This window comes from Myxacorys almedinensis A (assembly GCF_010091945.1).
Classification (GTDB): domain Bacteria; phylum Cyanobacteriota; class Cyanobacteriia; order Leptolyngbyales; family Leptolyngbyaceae; genus Myxacorys; species Myxacorys almedinensis.
Genome location: NZ_WVIE01000024.1, coordinates 16,314 through 32,330 on the forward strand (window position 1 = coordinate 16,314; position 16,017 = coordinate 32,330).

13 protein-coding genes and 1 tRNA gene are annotated in these 16,017 nt (G+C 51.5%); 9 read left to right on the plus strand and 5 right to left on the minus strand.

Features of this window, described 5'->3' with window-relative positions; all coding sequences use genetic code 11:
• Positions 1-250: 250 nt before the first annotated feature.
• Positions 251-469: a hypothetical protein gene (locus tag GS601_RS17595; RefSeq protein WP_162424599.1), complete on the minus strand. Its 219-nt coding sequence runs from the start codon at positions 467-469 to the stop codon at positions 251-253.
• 110 nt (positions 470-579) lie between these two features.
• On the opposite strand from GS601_RS17595, the gene GS601_RS17600 reads away from it, so the two are divergent.
• Positions 580-1,641, plus strand: a complete 1,062-nt coding sequence (locus GS601_RS17600) for a hypothetical protein (RefSeq protein WP_162424600.1) — start codon at positions 580-582, stop codon at positions 1,639-1,641.
• Positions 1,642-1,723: 82 nt separating this feature from the next.
• Here the strand turns inward: GS601_RS17600 and GS601_RS17605 are convergent, their stop codons facing one another.
• On the minus strand, positions 1,724-2,587 hold the full coding sequence (locus tag GS601_RS17605) for an alpha/beta fold hydrolase (protein WP_162424601.1): 864 nt from the start codon (positions 2,585-2,587) through the stop codon (positions 1,724-1,726).
• Between the two features lie 3 nt (positions 2,588-2,590).
• On the minus strand, positions 2,591-3,799 hold the full coding sequence (locus tag GS601_RS17610) for a homocysteine biosynthesis protein (protein ID WP_162424602.1): 1,209 nt from the start codon (positions 3,797-3,799) through the stop codon (positions 2,591-2,593).
• A 107-nt stretch (positions 3,800-3,906) separates the two neighbouring features.
• Between GS601_RS17610 and GS601_RS17615 the strand changes: the two genes are divergently transcribed.
• The 5 genes from GS601_RS17615 to gltX all read left to right on the plus strand — a co-directional run bounded on the left by GS601_RS17615 (position 3,907) and on the right by gltX (position 7,006).
• Positions 3,907-4,116, plus strand: coding sequence for an acetyltransferase (locus GS601_RS17615; protein WP_162424603.1), 210 nt, complete (start codon positions 3,907-3,909; stop codon positions 4,114-4,116).
• A gap of 118 nt (positions 4,117-4,234) precedes the next feature.
• Positions 4,235-4,308 (plus strand) — tRNA-Asp (locus tag GS601_RS17620).
• 189 nt (positions 4,309-4,497) lie between these two features.
• The gene (locus GS601_RS17625) at positions 4,498-4,941 is read left to right on the plus strand and encodes a DUF29 domain-containing protein (RefSeq protein ID WP_162424604.1); all 444 of its coding nucleotides are present in this window, start codon (positions 4,498-4,500) and stop codon (positions 4,939-4,941) included.
• Positions 4,942-5,052: 111 nt separating this feature from the next.
• A complete protein-coding gene (locus GS601_RS17630; protein ID WP_162424605.1) occupies positions 5,053-5,496 on the plus strand; it encodes a DUF29 domain-containing protein in 444 nt (147 codons plus the stop codon).
• A gap of 61 nt (positions 5,497-5,557) precedes the next feature.
• On the plus strand, positions 5,558-7,006 hold the full coding sequence (gene gltX, locus GS601_RS17635; protein WP_162424606.1) for a glutamate--tRNA ligase: 1,449 nt from the start codon (positions 5,558-5,560) through the stop codon (positions 7,004-7,006).
• A 4-nt stretch (positions 7,007-7,010) separates the two neighbouring features.
• Here gltX and GS601_RS17640 read toward each other — a convergent pair whose 3' ends face one another.
• A complete protein-coding gene (locus tag GS601_RS17640) occupies positions 7,011-8,063 on the minus strand; it encodes a molybdopterin-dependent oxidoreductase (RefSeq protein ID WP_162424607.1) in 1,053 nt (350 codons plus the stop codon).
• Positions 8,064-8,175: 112 nt separating this feature from the next.
• Between GS601_RS17640 and GS601_RS17645 the strand changes: the two genes are divergently transcribed.
• Entirely contained in the window at positions 8,176-9,711 is a 1,536-nt protein-coding gene (locus GS601_RS17645; protein WP_162424608.1) for a serine/threonine-protein kinase, read from the plus strand.
• Between the two features lie 35 nt (positions 9,712-9,746).
• On the opposite strand, the gene GS601_RS23795 is transcribed toward GS601_RS17645, so the two are convergent.
• A complete protein-coding gene (locus tag GS601_RS23795; RefSeq protein ID WP_338017066.1) occupies positions 9,747-11,258 on the minus strand; it encodes a glycosyltransferase in 1,512 nt (503 codons plus the stop codon).
• A 270-nt stretch (positions 11,259-11,528) separates the two neighbouring features.
• Between GS601_RS23795 and GS601_RS17655 the strand changes: the two genes are divergently transcribed.
• Entirely contained in the window at positions 11,529-14,135 is a 2,607-nt protein-coding gene (locus GS601_RS17655) for a DUF4912 domain-containing protein (protein ID WP_162424609.1), read from the plus strand.
• Positions 14,136-14,432: 297 nt separating this feature from the next.
• On the plus strand, positions 14,433-15,959 hold the full coding sequence (gene bchB, locus GS601_RS17660) for a ferredoxin:protochlorophyllide reductase (ATP-dependent) subunit B (RefSeq protein ID WP_162424610.1): 1,527 nt from the start codon (positions 14,433-14,435) through the stop codon (positions 15,957-15,959).
• Positions 15,960-16,017 lie beyond the last annotated feature (58 nt).

Genomic DNA, 16,017 nt, shown 5'->3' on the forward strand with positions numbered 1-16,017 from the left:
ACAGATGGGTAGAAGCCGATGGAAAACAGTTCAGATCCTTTAGACCGCTCCTCTAGCCGTTAAGTTCATCCCCATCCTTAAGCTGTCTGTCACAATCTTCAAGCTGTCATAAAAACTTAACATTTGACATCAGACTTTAGGGTTGCTTTGATCAAGCAGGACAGGGCGCTACTTTAAATCGACTTCATCAAAAACGGCTTTCGTTTCGGAAATAGGTTGAGATGAAATTTTGCAAACCCTAACAACAACGCTATCTCGTGTTGATTGAGTTTAGAAGTCGGGAAACCTGAAGGATATTAGCCAGATAACCAGACAACAGGCTGGAGAACCCTAAAAAATCAGTATTATTGGCATAGCTTTCTTGCTCCCACCCTGCCGTAAATGCTAAGAAAGGTTCAACAGATCCGTGCTTTTTCGGTGTAGCTGCCTTGCTAAGCTCAAAGAGCACCTGTTGCAGACCGATGATCATTGAATGTTTTTTCTGTAAAAATAGCAGAACTATTCGGATTCGTCCGAGTCTAGCTGCATTCAGTACAATAAACGGATATGCATTCTGCCTTCCTGTGACGATGATAGCCTATGAGTCCCTTGCCCAACCGTTCTCCCCAATCTCCAACGCCGCTCTCGACCGACGACAGTTCTACTGAAAACAGTTCTGCTGAACGTGGAGATACCGTTGAGATGTCCCAACCATTGAGTGAGAAACCTGCTTTGATGCAGCCTCCAGCCCGTCCTGTCCGCCCTGCGCCACCGCCTGCGTCACCGCCACCGCCTGCATCGATCGCAGCGCCTGAGCCAGTGCCGCCAGTGCCTGAACCTGTGGAAGAAGATCCGATGGCGGCGTCTCGGCAGCAACCTATTCCTGCGCCCAGTGAGCCGATGCAATATCGGGCGATCGGTCTTGTGCGCGGTCGCTATGAGCCGTCTGATGAACAGTTTACCCGTGGTAGCATGACTACCAGCGATGGTACCCTCGTTGAGGCAGTCCTGTTGGGGCGGGTCATGAGCTTGGTGAAAAACCATTTAGACCTCAGCCAAGAGCATGTTTGGGTTGTGTACCCTCGCACCCGCGATCGCCAGGAAGATTTGCACGTACAGATCGTTGGCGTGTGGGAACCGGAGAATCTGATCAAATCTGACGATGCTGAGGAACCGGTTGAGGACGAGGTGCCGTCTTATGTGCCGTCTTCTGAAGTGCAAGACAACTACTTCTCGATTCGCGGGGAGATAGTTTACCACTCTACCGACGACGGTTCGATGATCGTTAAAATTCAGCAAGCGCCTCGCAAGAAAGATGATCGTGCCAAAGCCTTTAAACTCAAGCTTCTAGGCAATGTTTCAGGAAAAGCATTAGGCTATTTCTGGGATTTGCAAGTTCATCGGCAAGCAGGGAACTTGGTCGTTCAGCAAGGAACGTCGATCGGCATGATTCCGCCTCGGAAGAAGCCAAAGTTTGAGGGTCGAAGTGATTTTAGAGGCGGTGCGCGAGGAGGCAGTAAGCCACCATTCCGTCAACGGACAGGGAGTGCACCGGGCAGACCCATGGGTGCTACCCCTCCTCCCGCCCCTAAGCGCGATGCTCCTCTCCCCAAGCCGGTGAAGAAGAGCGAACGGGCTGAGTCTGCTGAGACGGCAGAATAAGGTCTGACAATTAAATAGGCTACGCAAGGGGAGCAGGTCATGCTCCCCTTTAATTTTAGGTTTAGGCAAGTAGAGAGGTTGCTCAGTCTGTGGAGGTTGTCACAAAGTGAGCGATCGCATCCAAGAGGGCATCGGGTTCATCAGTGCGGATCGAGTGTCCGCTCCCCTCAAAAATTTGTAACTCTGCGTTTGGGATCGCCGCCGCGATCGCTTCTGAACACTCTGGTGGGCAGATCCAATCGTGCCGCCCGCCGATTACCAACGTTGGGGCAGTAATGCGAGGCAAATCTTTTAGAACGTCATAGGTTCGCAAAAAGCCACCAAATGCAACGTTGATCGCCTCCACTGAAAGAATGGCGCGATCCCACGCTGTTGGTTTATTGTTGGGCGTGTAGGTGATGGAATAGAGCGGCTGCATGACTTGAAAGTATTGGCGCAGTTGTGCTTCAGACTCAAAGTTGCCATCCCAAAGATGCTGCGCGATCGCGATTTGTTCGACGGTGCCTCGCTGGGCTAAGATCTCTTGCGCTCGCTCTAGAAAGCGAAAATCTGGAGCGGTGGCGATCGCAACTAAGTGAGACAGGTTCTGCGGATATCGACTGGCGTAAGTCAGCGCTACCATGCCACCGTAGGAACCACCGATTACAATAATTTTGCCCAAGCCTAAATATTGCCGCAGCGCTTCGATATCTTCCACATTGTGATCGAGGGTGTAGGTCGATGGGTCGCCCCGCTCTGAGCGCCCCTGCCCACGATGGTCGATGTACACAAGCTGCATGTGATCGCCCAACCGCGAAAAGGTGGGCTTGTAAGACGTATGATCGACTCCAGGACCTCCATGGAGCAAAAAGGCGACGGGTTTTTCCTCCATGCGATCGCCGTTTGGCACAAGCGCCGATCCTTCGATGTCAAAATAGATCTTTGTGCCGCGAATCGTTGCAAACATAGACTACGAGCCTCGCATATCTTGAGGAATAAAGGTGCGATCGTTCGGAATTGACGCGACAGGTTCGGTCAACATAAATGCGCCCTGTTCGATCCAGTGTTTCAATTCAGTCGCCACTTGCCGCGATAAATAGATGCTGGCGAGCGGCGCAACCCGAACCGATTTACCATCAATGATCAGTTTTCCTGATTTCAACTGGGCATAGCTTACCAGCCCAAACGTTGGACGCACCCGCCTTGGAATCGAGAAATCGACCACAGGCGCTACCAAGTCTTGATCTTGAACTGAGCAATGAGCAATCACGGCTTCGGTCAACACGGGCAACGGAATGCCAACTCCTAGCATCAGCGATGGACCATATCCCCGTAAATAACAGCCTCTGACCCATTTCGGGTTCATGTATTTGGCGTTGCCCACGAGTGCTAGGGTTGCTGCCGGACCGATGGGCGTTCGATTGGGCAAACGTTTTTGTAGAGGGAAATGCTGGGTGCCTTCCCACGCAACATACCCGATCGCGCCGCCTAAAAACACGCGTGTGCCAATGCCAACGAGTTCTAAATCCGGATCGTTTAATAGCGGTGAAATTGCACCAGGATTGGAGTAAACCGCGTTTCCTAAGCGAGGTTGAAGCGGTCCTAGATAGGTAAAAAGCGCGCGATCGCCACCGTTGACCCCTACAATAAAATTTTGATATAAATTACGGGGATTAAATAAATAAAACTGATTAATTGTATTTTGGGAAATCGTGGTCTCAAACGAGGCACGCGGGTAGCAATCCGTTACCTGCCCCACGGCTCTAAGCGGCACCGAACGACCTGCAATCAATTCCTCAATCACATGTCCCCCACCCCGTTGCCGCACTCGCGCTTCGGCTCCTTCTCGAACTTCTTCGATGTCGTTGAGGTCTGTCGTGCCAGAGTATTCAACCGCTTGAGAGGCTCCTAGGTACAAATCGACGGCTCCAAACCCCGCATAGGCAGGCACGCCATCGATCCAGCATTGCCGAATTTTGATCGGTGGATCGGTTTGTCCTAGATTTAGAATCGCCCCAGACGACTCCATCGGCTCAAACGTCCCTGTTGTTACCACATCAACTTCTTTGGCAGTTTGGGCAATCCCAACCTCTGCCACTTGAGCTTTGACTTCTTCCACCGTTCGGACGACGGCTTGGCGGCGCTCGATTTTGTCATTGATTTCAGCAATCGATCGCATAATCTATTTCCCCTAGTTGCTTAATTTACCTTGGGACAGATGAGAATATCCAGCCTTCCACCGCATCCTACAGAAGGTAACGAAATTGCTAAGGAAATATCACACATATGCTGTTACAAGAAAAAGAAACCGGAGCCTTGGTTGAAGTGCTAGACGTTCAGGTGTTAACCAATCCGGCAGAAGCTGAGGTTCCGGGTCAAATTCAGGCAGGGCAGGAAGAGCAAGATGCTAAATCCTACGGAAAAGACATCTTGATTTTCCCGTCGGGTGAAGACTTGCCACGCTGTTGGGTGGATGCAGACTACCGTATGAAATAAGGAAAGTTGGCAGCGGGTGGGCGACGTTTTATCCGCCAATCGCCAAAGCGTTTGACAAAACAAAGCGCGATCGCACATAATGGAGACCGCGCTAGAAACACAGCGCTCACCCGAATAGGGGACTGTAGTTCAATTGGTTAGAGCACCGCCCTGTCACGGCGGAAGTTGCGGGTTCGAGCCCCGTCAGTCCCGTAGAGCATTTTGAATAACCTGAATCCGTGAATCAATAGAAATAAATGGTTTGCTCTATTTGCATACCTGAGGGGATGAGGCGCAGTGTCAAGCGAGACATCATTTAGGATTCGCCGCACTTTGGAACAAGCTTGCGATCGTGCCGTTCTGCCAAAATAGATGTAGCTGTCACTCGGACAAGACGAACCGATGCTAAAAATTCAAGTTCTCTATGACACAGATTTTAATCTATGGGTTGAGTCTCAACTTCGAGCGTTGCAAGAGGGACGTTACGAGGATTTAGACATGCCTAACCTGTTAGAGGAGATTGAGGACTTGGGAAGGCGCGATCGACAAGCGTTGGAAAGCCATTTGGTAGTGATCTTCACTCATCTACTGAAGTGGGAATTTCAACCCCAACAGCAGTGCAATAGCTGGAAATCCTCTATTCGCAATTCTAGAATTAAAATTGCAAGGACTTTAAGAGATAGCCCTAGTTTGAAGGGTTTTCTACCGTCTGTGTTAGAAGAGGCTTACTTGGACGGGCGGAAGATGGCGACAGATGAGACAGGCTTGCCAATCGCTACTTTTCCAGAATCATCTCCTTACTCATTGGCACAGGCATTGGATGAGGACTTTCTTCCAGAGTCATGAAGCCAGTAACGCTCTACCGCTAGAATGAGGACTGCAAAACCCGAAGTAAAAATATAAGCTTGTGACTATCGAAGACTGTGACCATCGCTCTAATCGAGATGAGAAAAGCGTATGCTAAAAATTCAAGTTCTCTATGACACAGATTTTAATCTATGGGTTGAGTCTCAACTTCGAGCGTTGCAAGAGGGACGTTACGAGGATTTAGACATGCCTAACCTGTTAGAGGAGATTGAGGACTTGGGAAGGCGCGATCGACAAGCTTTACGAAGCCATCTCAACGTTCTATTTACGCATTTACTAAAGTGGCAGTTTCAATCTAACCAGCGCTCCAATAGTTGGAAGGCTTCAATCCGTAACGCCAGACTGAGAATTTTAGACATTTTAGAAGATAGCCCAAGCCTAAAGAATTACCTGCCGACTGTTTTAGAGAATGGATATTTAGCTGGGCGGAAGATGGCGACAGATGAGACAGGCTTGCCAATCGCTACTTTTCCAGAATCATCTCCTTACTCATTGGCACAGGCATTGGATGAGGACTTTCTTCCAGAGTCATGAAGCCAGTAACGCTCTACCGCTAGAATGAGGAATACAAAATTCCCTTTCGCAGCGTTTCTTTATGTCTGTTCGAGTTCGCATCGCCCCTAGCCCCACCGGAAATCTACATATTGGAACTGCGAGAACCGCCGTTTTCAACTGGCTGTTTGCGCGTCATCAAGGCGGCACATTTATTCTGAGAATTGAAGATACGGATTTAGAGCGATCGCGCCCTGAGTTTACTCAAAATATACTCGATGGCTTGACCTGGCTGGGAATGACGTGGGATGAAGGTCCAGTTTTTCAGAGCGATCGCATCGATCTCTATGCTCAGCAGATTCAAGCCCTGCTTGACCGGGGGCTGGCATACCGTGCCTACGACACCCCAGAAGAACTGGACGCGATGAGAGAGGCCCAAAAAACGCGCAACGAAGCCCCTCGCTACGATAATCGCCATCGCAACCTAACGTCAGAACAGCAAGCCGCCTTTGAAGCGCAAGGTCGGCAAGCGGTGATTCGCTTTAAAATTGACGACGATCGCGAGATTTCTTGGACGGATCTCGTTCGCGGAACCGTCACTTGGAAAGGACGCGACCTTGGCGGAGATATGGTGATTTCTCGCGCGGCAGATACAAATGGCATTGGTCAACCGCTCTATAACTTTGTGGTGGTGGTAGATGACATCGATATGCAAATCTCCCATGTGATTCGCGGAGAAGATCATATTGGCAATACGCCAAAGCAGATTTTGTTGTATGAGGCGTTAGAAGCAACCGTTCCAGAATTTGGGCACACACCGCTCATTCTCAATCAAGCGGGTCAGAAACTCTCGAAGCGCGATGGCGTCACCTCGATTTCTGACTTCAAACGCATGGGCTACACCGCAGAAGGTCTGGTGAACTACATGACCCTGCTCGGCTGGTCTCCCCCAGAGCCGATGACCGAACTTTTCACGCTTGCAGAAGCAGCGAAGCAGTTTGGGTTTGATCGGGTGAATAAAGCGGGTGCAAAATTTGATTGGGACAAGCTGAACTGGCTCAACAGTCAGTATTTACATGCAATGCCCGTTGAAACCGTGACAGATTTGCTGATTCCTTACTGGCAAGAAGCGGGTTATAAATTTGACGAGACCCGCGATCGCGCTTGGCTAGAGACTATTGCCAGCTTGGTCGCACCGAGTTTATCTCGATTAGATGACGCAGTTGAGATGACGCGCTATCTCTTCATGCCCTTAGAGTTTACGGAAGATGCCAAAGCTCATCTTCAACAAGATGACTCTGCTACGGCGCTCAAAGCGATTTTGGCAGCCGTTAAGCCTGAGACGCCTCTAACCGAAAGCGAGATTCAAGCCATCATTAAACAGGTGGTGAAAGAGCAAAACCTTAAAAAAGGGGTGGTAATGAAATCCCTAAGAGCGTCTTTAACCGGAGCTTTGCAAGGTCCTGATCTCGTGCAATCGTGGCTGTTGTTGAATCAGAAAGGCAGCGATCGCGATCGCTTTGAGCAAGCCCTAACGCTCGGCACTGTGTAGCGTCTTAGGCATTCAACGTTGCTTGAATCCGTAATACGCCAGTGCTGCCATCCTTGCCGTTTTTATCGTCTAAAAGTTGCTGTTGGCGGTGGGATGTGGCGCGTGCTAGCAGCGTGTAGGTTCCTGGTTTTTGGGGGTTCCAAGCATAGCGCCAGAGCGTCCATTCGTGGGGAGATTCGGGGCGATTTTGCTCGGCTCGGTGCCACGTTGCCCCCTGATCTGTACTCACGTCGATCGCGGTGATTGCCGTAGAACGATCGAGCGCCACCCCCGCGATCAGAACCCCGGTTTCCCAGCCTGCCTCGCCCCCCCGATCGAGCGTAACCCGATGGCGCTTATCCCACACGCGCCGCTCTTGCACCTGCCGGATCATGCCATGAGTGGGAATTTCAGCCGTGTTAGACCAGCCCTGATTTTCCCAGAAGCCGGTTTTGGGCTTTGCGATCGCGCTCAGTTCTACCAGCCATTTCGGTTGTTTTTGCCCAAAATGCCCCGGAATGATAATGCGTACGGGGTAGCCGTGTTCTGCGGTGAGGGGTTCACCATTCATCTGATGCACCAACCGCACCCCCTCGCGCATCAGTTCTGCAACGGGCAGCGTCGTTTCATACCAATCTGCGCCCTTCATGGCAAATTCCTTTGCCTCTGGTTTGATCCCCGCCTTCTCTAGAAACGGCAACAACGGCGTTCCAGTCCACTGAGCATTGCCGATGAGATTGCCTCCTGTCGGGTTGCCAATGCACTCCATCGTCAGATAAAACGTTTCTTGGGGAGCTTGCAAAATATCGCTCAGGGTCAGCGTTAGAGGCGCATTAACCGCACCTTTGATGTGGAGTTCCCAGGTGTCTGCATTCACCCGTGATGGCAACGCATAAGACTGAACATAAAACTCGCTTAATGGCGTGATCACACGATCGGGTAACGGCTCGTCAGCCCTGAGCGAACCTAAAAGCAGCAGGGGATCAAACGACCGAGACTGACATCCTCCAAAAACGCTGGCAGCAATGACGCCACCGGAGGTTTGCCCTAACAACTGGAGGAGAGTGCGACGGTTCACAAGATACGGGATGAGAGATGAATCCGGAATATCTCTCTAGTTAATTGTTTAGCATACTGGGAGCAGGGTTGACCGTTAGAGCAAATTGCGCGGTGTCTACGATCGTGTCACCATGGCGAGAAGCGGTGATAAATTTGATAAGCAAGAATTCTCGTTCCCCATTCCCCTCATTGTTGCCATGCGCCGATCGCTTCCTGATGGTACGCTCGTTCAAAATCGCTATCGCGTTCTTCGCGTGTTGGGTCAAGGTGGGTTTGGGCGGACTTATTTAGCGCAAGATACCAATCGGTTTAACGAATTGTGTGTTTTAAAAGAGTTTGATCCGCAAACGCAAGGGGCAAAAAACGCTCAAAAAGCGGAGGAATTATTTGCCAGAGAAGCGGGGGTCTTATATCAGCTTCATCACCCGCAGATTCCTCAATTTCGCGAACTGTTTCGAGTCAAACAGCCGAGCGGCGAGCTTTTGTTTCTCGTGCAAGATTACGTAGAAGGGAAAACCTATCAGGATCTGATCGAAGAACGGCGACAGCGAGGATTGGCGTTTAGCGAAAAAGAAGTCACGCAACTGCTGCAAGAACTGCTGCCCGTGCTGGACTACATTCACCGAGCCGGGATCATTCATCGTGATATTTCGCCCGACAATATTATTTTGCGAGAACGAGACCAAAAGCCGGTGCTGATTGACTTTGGTGTGGTGAAAGCAGCGGCGCATCAGATCGCCCCGTCAGCGTCTCATACCTTTGTTGGCAAGCCAGGATATGCGCCGGTTGAGCAGATTCAGAAAGGCAAGGCAAATCCGAGTAGCGATTTGTATGCACTGGCAGTCACGATCGTTGTCATTCTCACCGGGCGCGAACCGCAATCGCTGTTTGATCCTGTGAATCTCACATGGCAATGGCAGCGCTACGCGAGCGTTTCTCCTCGTTTGGCAGACATTCTCGATCGCATGTTGAGTGCCAAACCTAGCGATCGCTATGCCTCAGCAGACGATATTCTTCAGCACCTCTCGTTCCGCGCTCCAGACTCTGTACCCCCGATCCCCCTGCCGCCTGCTGCCCTTGTTCCTGCGTCAGCTTCTCACCAAAGAACCGTGGCTGTGGGGCGTCGCCGATCTAGCCGAGTGTCTGTTGTGCAGGCTCATCCGCGATCGTGGGTTGAGTCGGTTTTCGATGGACCTGCCTTTTTGATCAAAAGTACAGCCAAAGGAGCCTTCAAACTGGTCAAACGTTTGTTCAAACTGACCTTTGGGCTGGTGAGGTTTACCGTGTTGGGTCTGCTGAAACTGGGGTTGCAGCTGGGCTTAATTGTGGCTGCGATCGCGGCTCTGATCTGGGCAGCCCCGCAAGTTTTTCCGTTGATTGCAGGATCGCTTCCCACCTTTCCCCCGGCGGCTAAACGTTCTCCAGCCCTGCCTACGGATGAGCAAAGTCGGGGGGACACCCTGGAAGCTCGATGTCGAGAATTGGGCATGGATTACGGAGAACTCATTGCAGCAGCAAACGAAACGTTTTACGCCAAATATCCCGATCGCAAAGGCAAAGCTCTAAGCGGTAGCGCGGCAGACAAACGATTGCGAGATGAGTGGTATCGCATTGCCCAAGGTATTTTAGAACGGCGTAAATCTCAAAAGGAAGTCGCTGAGAATTGAGACCCGTTCACACCGGTTTGGCACCAAGATTTGCCCTAAAAAAACTTGATTTTTTGCGACGCATACAGGCACATCCGCAGCAAGATTAAACCCTCGCGGACATGGGCAATGTTTGATTCTCCATAGGTTCGCGGCTGATAGCGCACGGGCACATCTACAATATGGAGTCCCAACTTTGTCGCGCCAAACAACAAATCGAAATCGCCGAACGGATCGAAATCGCCAAAATAACTGCGCCCTTCAGCAATTTTTTCGTAGTCGGCTCGTCGCAGCACCTTTGTGCCGCAGAGCGTATCTTTGAGCGGTTGCCCCAGCAAGAAGGAAAACGCCAAACTGAAGAACTTGTTTGCCCAATTGTTGAGCCACGGCATCGCTTTGCCCGATCGTGGGTAGACCAGGCGAGACCCATTGGCAAACTCTCCGCGCCCAGAGGCAATCACCTCAAAAAAGTGAGGCAAGTCTTCGGGTTGAACGGTGAGATCTGCATCCAAAATCATCAACATATCGCCCGTCGCTTCCGAAAAGCCAAGGCGCACGGCATCTGCTTTTCCTGTTCCGGGTTGCTGAAAAGCTTTCAGGGTGAAGTGAGGATGCCCGTCTTTGACTACCCGCTGAATTTCTGCCCACGTATCATCTTTAGAGTGTCCTTCTACAAAAATGACTTCGGTGTGGCAACCCAGAAGGGGCAAACGCGCGATCGCACCTCGAATATTGCCTGCCTCATTGCGGGCTGGAATAATGACTGAGCAGGTGAGTTGTGATGGACATAGCGATGGTTGAGGTTGGGCAACACTATTTTGAGGTCGGGTAACACTATTTTGAGGTCGGGCAACAATGTATTGAGTCAGGCATAAATGATTCAGAATCGGCAAGTGGGCCAACACTCGATTGCATAGGAAACTAATGCCAAGAATGGGTTTTGGCAGCAACAATCGCCGCCCCGATCGCACCGATGAATATCCCGTAATTTGCAACAAATTGAGCACGTCAGAAAGCGATAACCAACTCTGCGGAGGTTGAGGACGACGTTGACCAATTTTTTCAGCTAAATGCAACAAGGGTTGCCACAAAAAGTTATGAAAGGTCAGAATAATTCGAGTTCGCGGGTGGCAAAAAAGATGTAGATTTTGTAACACTTGCTGAATATCACTTAAATGCCCAATCACGCCAGAAAGGATGATGAAATCGAAGGTTTGATCGGTCGCAAAGTCCTCAAGATTCAGGGTTTCAGCGTCTAAACAGTAGAACTGTAGATGGGGATATTTGGCGGTGGCAATCTTGACAACAGAGGGAGAAAAATCAATACCAACTCCCGTTTCAGGATTGACCGTATTGAGTAAATGACCCGTTCCGCAGCCAATTTCTAAAACGCGACTGTTGGGGGGAATTAAAAACCGATGTAAGCGATCTAAGTCTCGATAATAATAGCGATTGCGCCGACTCCAGCGATCGAGCGTGGGGGCAATTTGCTCGAAGTGCGATCGCACTCGCTCTTTAAAGGCATCTTGATCAGTCGAGAGAGGGCATTTAGTGGCAGGTCGAATCACAGGAAAACATCAGAAACCGTTAGTTTTTGATCTTCGCATATTAATAAACTCTTACATTATTTCTAAATTGCAAAATTTGTCATAAGGTAATTTCTAGCCAGATTCATCGCTCAAAAGGCTGCTTAGTTTAGGTTGTGTTTCCTTGCAACACCAAGCACGATTCCCATCGTTAAATTCTAAAGATTTGATGATCTGCTTTAGTATTCGCTTGGACTTGCCTAACAGGACTGCATCGGTGTAAAAAAGTTTTTGCTACTGTGGATGGAAAGTATGGTGCATTCAAAATTTTCTTTAGCAGTTGGGTTTGCTCTTTCCCTGAGTCTTACGTCCGGGGCACAGATGCCAGCGTTAGCGCAAGCAGCCCCATTCAAGCTCCCTGGCTCTGTGGCACAAGGAACCAACGTGCGGATCGATGGCTCTAGCAGCATGGTTGCTGTTAACCAGGTTCTCACTCAACGCTTCGAGAAGCAGTATCCAGGCACCCAGGTTACCTCTAACAATGCTGGCACCCCTGAAGGACTTCAAGCCTTGTTAGATGGCAAAGTCGATCTCGCGGCGATCGGGCGTCCGCTCACGGCACAAGAAAAGGCAAAAGGACTCGAAGCCGTCCCGGTTGGGCGAGACAAAATTGCGATCGTGGTCGGTTCTACCAATTCGTTTGCCAAAAGCCTCAATATTGGGCAATTTGCCAAAATGTTTCGCGGGGAGATCAAAAATTGGTCAGAAGTTGGGGGCGCGCCTGCCGCCATTCGCTTTGTGGATCGACCCGACAGCAGCGACACCCGCCAAGCGTTTAGAGAGTATCCCGTCTTTAAGCAGGGCAAGTTTGCCACAGGCACCACCACCGAAAAGCTAAAAAATGACACGACCCAAGCGGCAATTCGCGCCCTCGGCAAAAACGGCATCAGCTACACCACGGCAAACCAGATCAAAAATCAGCCCGGCGTCAAAGCAGTTGTGATGCACGGCACGCCGCCGACTGATCCCCGCTATCCGTTTTCGCAGCCGCTTTACTACGTTTACAATGCGGGCAATCCTACGCCTGCTGCTCAGGCATTCTTAGGATTTGCCACTGCCCCGGTTGGGCAAAGCGCGATCGCACAGGCAGGGGTAGCTGAGGCAATCAATGCCAGCAAGAAACCTGATGCGATCGCACCGGCAACCACGACTCAGAAAGGAGCCTTGCCAACGTTGGCTACCAATGATTCTAAAGTCGGGGTGCCCGAAAACTTGACTGGAGCCGTCGGAACCACAAGCGGCGAAGCCGTTTCTTCTAATACCGCAAACCCCGCTACCGGAGCCGGAAAGTCGGGTGCAGGGGGTGGCGGCTTGTTTGGCTTTTTACCCTCGCTCGGCGGGGATGGAGTAGCCGGAAAACCGGGAGGGTTGAACGGGTGGTGGCTATTTCCGATCGCATCGGGCGCAGGGCTGCTTTGGTTGCTCGGTCGAAGCGGGCGCGATCGTGCCCCAGCGAGCGGGTTGGGCACCGATCAAGTTCAGGAAGAGACTTATGGTCAGGGCTTTGCGCCGCCAGAGCCTGACTCTTTGAGCGAGCGCTGGGTTGGGACAAGTGACACCGAGACCCGTTGGGATGATTCGCTTCAAGACCTTCCCTCCGATCGCTTGGCACACGAGCAGGCGGGCGACGCTTTCCAAAGCCCAGGGCTGACCGAGGGCGGGGTAGCCCCAATACCAGGTGAGACCCTGACGGGTAAACCCACGATGGGTGACGCGATCTCTGCCGGAGGGGTCGGTGCTGCTGCATGGTCTGCCTTTGGAGGACGCGACAATAGCCGAGGGGTAGGTCGGGTTCAGGTCTCACGAGTGTTGCTCAAAGCCCGTTCCCCTCAAGAAGTGGAAGCCTACTGGGAGGTTGCTCCAGAGCAGATGCGATCGCTGCGCCAGCAAGGTGGCAACAGCCTCGCCATTCGGCTGTATGACGTGACAGATATTGACCTCGACACGCAGAGTGCCCACAGTGTGCAGCAGTTTGACTGTGATGAATTGACCCATCGGCAGCGCCTAGCGATCGCAACGCCCGATCGCGATTATCTAGCAGAATTAGGCTCTCTGGCGGCAGATGGTCGGTGGATTGCCTTGGCTCGCTCTGCCCATGTTCATGTTCCGCCCTCATCTACCTTTTTGGGGAACGCCGCTCAAGCTGGCGGTGCTGCTTTGGCGGGGGGGGCTATCCATTCTGGGCAATCGTTTTTAGCCGACGATCACGATTCGGCGGTAGAGCAGCCTGCGCCAGAACCCTGGACAAGCGCCGAAGCGCCCTCGTCGGCTGACGGTGAAACCTTGTTTGGACGGCTCACTCACCGGGCGGCGGACAGTGCCGATATGCTCAGTCAGGCAGGAGGGACTGCCGCTGCAACCGGGGCTGCGGCATGGTCGTTCTTGTCAGGCAAGCAAAATGCCGATGCCCCTCCACCGTCTGGGACTGCCTTCGGCGATGGGTCGGAGGTGGGCGACGCTAACCCTGCGGTTGAGCGCTATGATTCGCCTGCCATTCCTAATAGTGGGGCTGCCTTGGATGGGTCTGCGCGATCGCAGGTGCCGGGGCAAATCGGGCTAACCCCTCGCAGCGATCGCTGGGCGTATGCGTCGTGGGATGTGCCCAGAAGTCAGCGTGCTGCCGTGGATCGGATGGATCAAAATCTCGTGCTCCGGCTCTATGATGTGACGGATATAAACCTGGAACAAGACTCTCCAGAGCAGTTTCAGCAGTTTGATGTCGATGATCTGGCGCTCAGTTGCGATCTACCCATTCCGGAAAGCAACCGCAGCTACATCGTGGAACTTGGCTATGCCGAAGGACGCGATCGCTGGACAGTATTAGCGCGATCAACGCCCGTTTGGATTGCTGCCAACTAACAAAGGTTTCCATCAGGTGAATAGACGTTTCAACGCAACGTCTATTCGCAGGCTAGACATTAAGAATCATGTCAGTCAAGCTCGCCACAGGGCGAATTGCAAACCGTTCAAATTGCTACTGTGCGGATGTTTGAGCGATTTTTAACGGCGATGATAAAGCGGCACTTATGCCGCTGCCTCGATTTACAGGCTTCCGCAGTTTGAGACAATGCTAAAAGCAATAAAACTCACTCTAAATGTGGGACGAGAGGGCAAGAAACCCCGGTCTCACACCTCACCACACGGGAGATAGACGATATGAAATTGGCTTACTGGATGTATGCAGGTCCCGCTCACATTGGCACACTCCGCATCGCCAGTTCTTTTAAGAATGTTCATGCCATCATGCACGCGCCTTTGGGAGACGACTATTTCAACGTGATGCGATCGATGTTAGAACGTGAGCGGAACTATACGCCTGTGACCGCCAGTGTGGTCGATCGCAACGTGTTAGCGCGGGGATCGCAGGAAAAAGTAGTCGATAACATCGTCCGAAAAGATCGAGAAGAGCATCCGGATCTGATTGTGCTGACGCCGACCTGCACGTCCAGTATTTTGCAAGAAGACCTCAAGAATTTCTGCGATCGCGCTCAGATTGACTCTAAGGGCGACGTGATGTTGGCAGATGTCAACCATTACCGCTACAACGAACTGCAAGCCGCCGATCGCAGTCTGCATCAGATCGTGCAGTTTTACCTGGAGAAAGCTCGGAAAAAAGGTGAACTGCCAGAGGGCAAAACCGAAAAGCCGTCGGTCAACATCATTGGCATGACCACGCTAGGGTTTCATAACAACCACGACTGCACCGAACTAAAGCGGTTGATGGCAGACCTAGGAATTGAAGTCAACACCGTTATTCCAGAAGATGCCTCAGTCAATGACCTGAAGCTGATGCCCCGTGCCTGGTTTAACCTGGTGCCCTATCGCGAAATCGGTGTGATGACGGCTGACTATCTAGAGCGCGAGTTTGCGATGCCATGCGTTGACATTACGCCGATGGGCATTGTCGATACGGCGCGGTGTATTCGCAAAATTCAAGCTGTGATTAATGCTCAAGGCGCAACCGTTGATTATGAGCCGTTTATCGATGAGCAGACTCGGTTTGTGTCGCAGGCGGCTTGGTTTTCTCGCTCGATTGACTGCCAAAATTTGACGGGCAAAAAAGCGGTTGTGTTTGGCGATAACACCCATGCGGCGGCGTTGACCAAGATTTTGTCGCGGGAGATGGGCATTCATGTTCTTCTCGCTGGCACCTACTGCAAGTACGATGCAGAGTGGTTTACGAACGAAGTCAGCGACTATTGCGATCGCGTCTTGATCAGTGAAGACAATGCCGAAATTGCAGATGCGATCGCTCAGCTAGAACCTGCCGCGATTTTTGGCACTCAGATGGAGCGGCACATCGGCAAGCGCCTCAATATTCCCTGCGGCGTGATTGCAGCCCCGATTCACATTCAAAATTTCCCCTTGGGCTATAAGCCATTTATGGGCTACGAAGGCAGCAATCAACTTGTGGATCTGATCTACAACTCGTTTACCTTGGGTATGGAAGATCACTTACTGGAGATCTTTGGCGGTCACGACACCAAAGAGGGCATCACGAAAACCATGTCTGCCGAGTCTAACCTAGGGTGGAGTCGTGATGGGTTGGCTGAACTCAATAAAATTCCGGGCTTTGTGCGCGGTAAGGTAAAGCGCAATACCGAGAAATTTGCCCGCGATCGCAACATTGCTGAAATTACAGCGGAAGTGCTCTACGCCGCTAAAGAGGCTGTAGGCGTGTAACCGCAACCCTGTTTTTACCTACGTTGGGAGTACTCGAAAGGGTACTCCTTTTTATTTC

Excerpts from the sequence above, each read along its gene's own strand:
- GS601_RS17595 (WP_162424599.1), bottom strand. The coding sequence starts at position 469 with ATGATCATCGGTCTGCAACAGGTGCTCTTTGAGCTTAGCAAGGCAGCT.
- GS601_RS17600 (WP_162424600.1), top strand. The coding sequence starts at position 580 with ATGAGTCCCTTGCCCAACCGTTCTCCCCAATCTCCAACGCCGCTCTCG.
- GS601_RS17605 (WP_162424601.1), bottom strand. The coding sequence starts at position 2,587 with ATGTTTGCAACGATTCGCGGCACAAAGATCTATTTTGACATCGAAGGA.
- GS601_RS17610 (WP_162424602.1), bottom strand. The coding sequence starts at position 3,799 with ATGCGATCGATTGCTGAAATCAATGACAAAATCGAGCGCCGCCAAGCC.
- GS601_RS17615 (WP_162424603.1), top strand. The coding sequence starts at position 3,907 with ATGCTGTTACAAGAAAAAGAAACCGGAGCCTTGGTTGAAGTGCTAGAC.
- GS601_RS17625 (WP_162424604.1), top strand. The coding sequence starts at position 4,498 with ATGCTAAAAATTCAAGTTCTCTATGACACAGATTTTAATCTATGGGTT.
- GS601_RS17630 (WP_162424605.1), top strand. The coding sequence starts at position 5,053 with ATGCTAAAAATTCAAGTTCTCTATGACACAGATTTTAATCTATGGGTT.
- gltX (WP_162424606.1), top strand. The coding sequence starts at position 5,558 with ATGTCTGTTCGAGTTCGCATCGCCCCTAGCCCCACCGGAAATCTACAT.
- GS601_RS17645 (WP_162424608.1), top strand. The coding sequence starts at position 8,176 with ATGGCGAGAAGCGGTGATAAATTTGATAAGCAAGAATTCTCGTTCCCC.
- GS601_RS17655 (WP_162424609.1), top strand. The coding sequence starts at position 11,529 with ATGGTGCATTCAAAATTTTCTTTAGCAGTTGGGTTTGCTCTTTCCCTG.
- bchB (WP_162424610.1), top strand. The coding sequence starts at position 14,433 with ATGAAATTGGCTTACTGGATGTATGCAGGTCCCGCTCACATTGGCACA.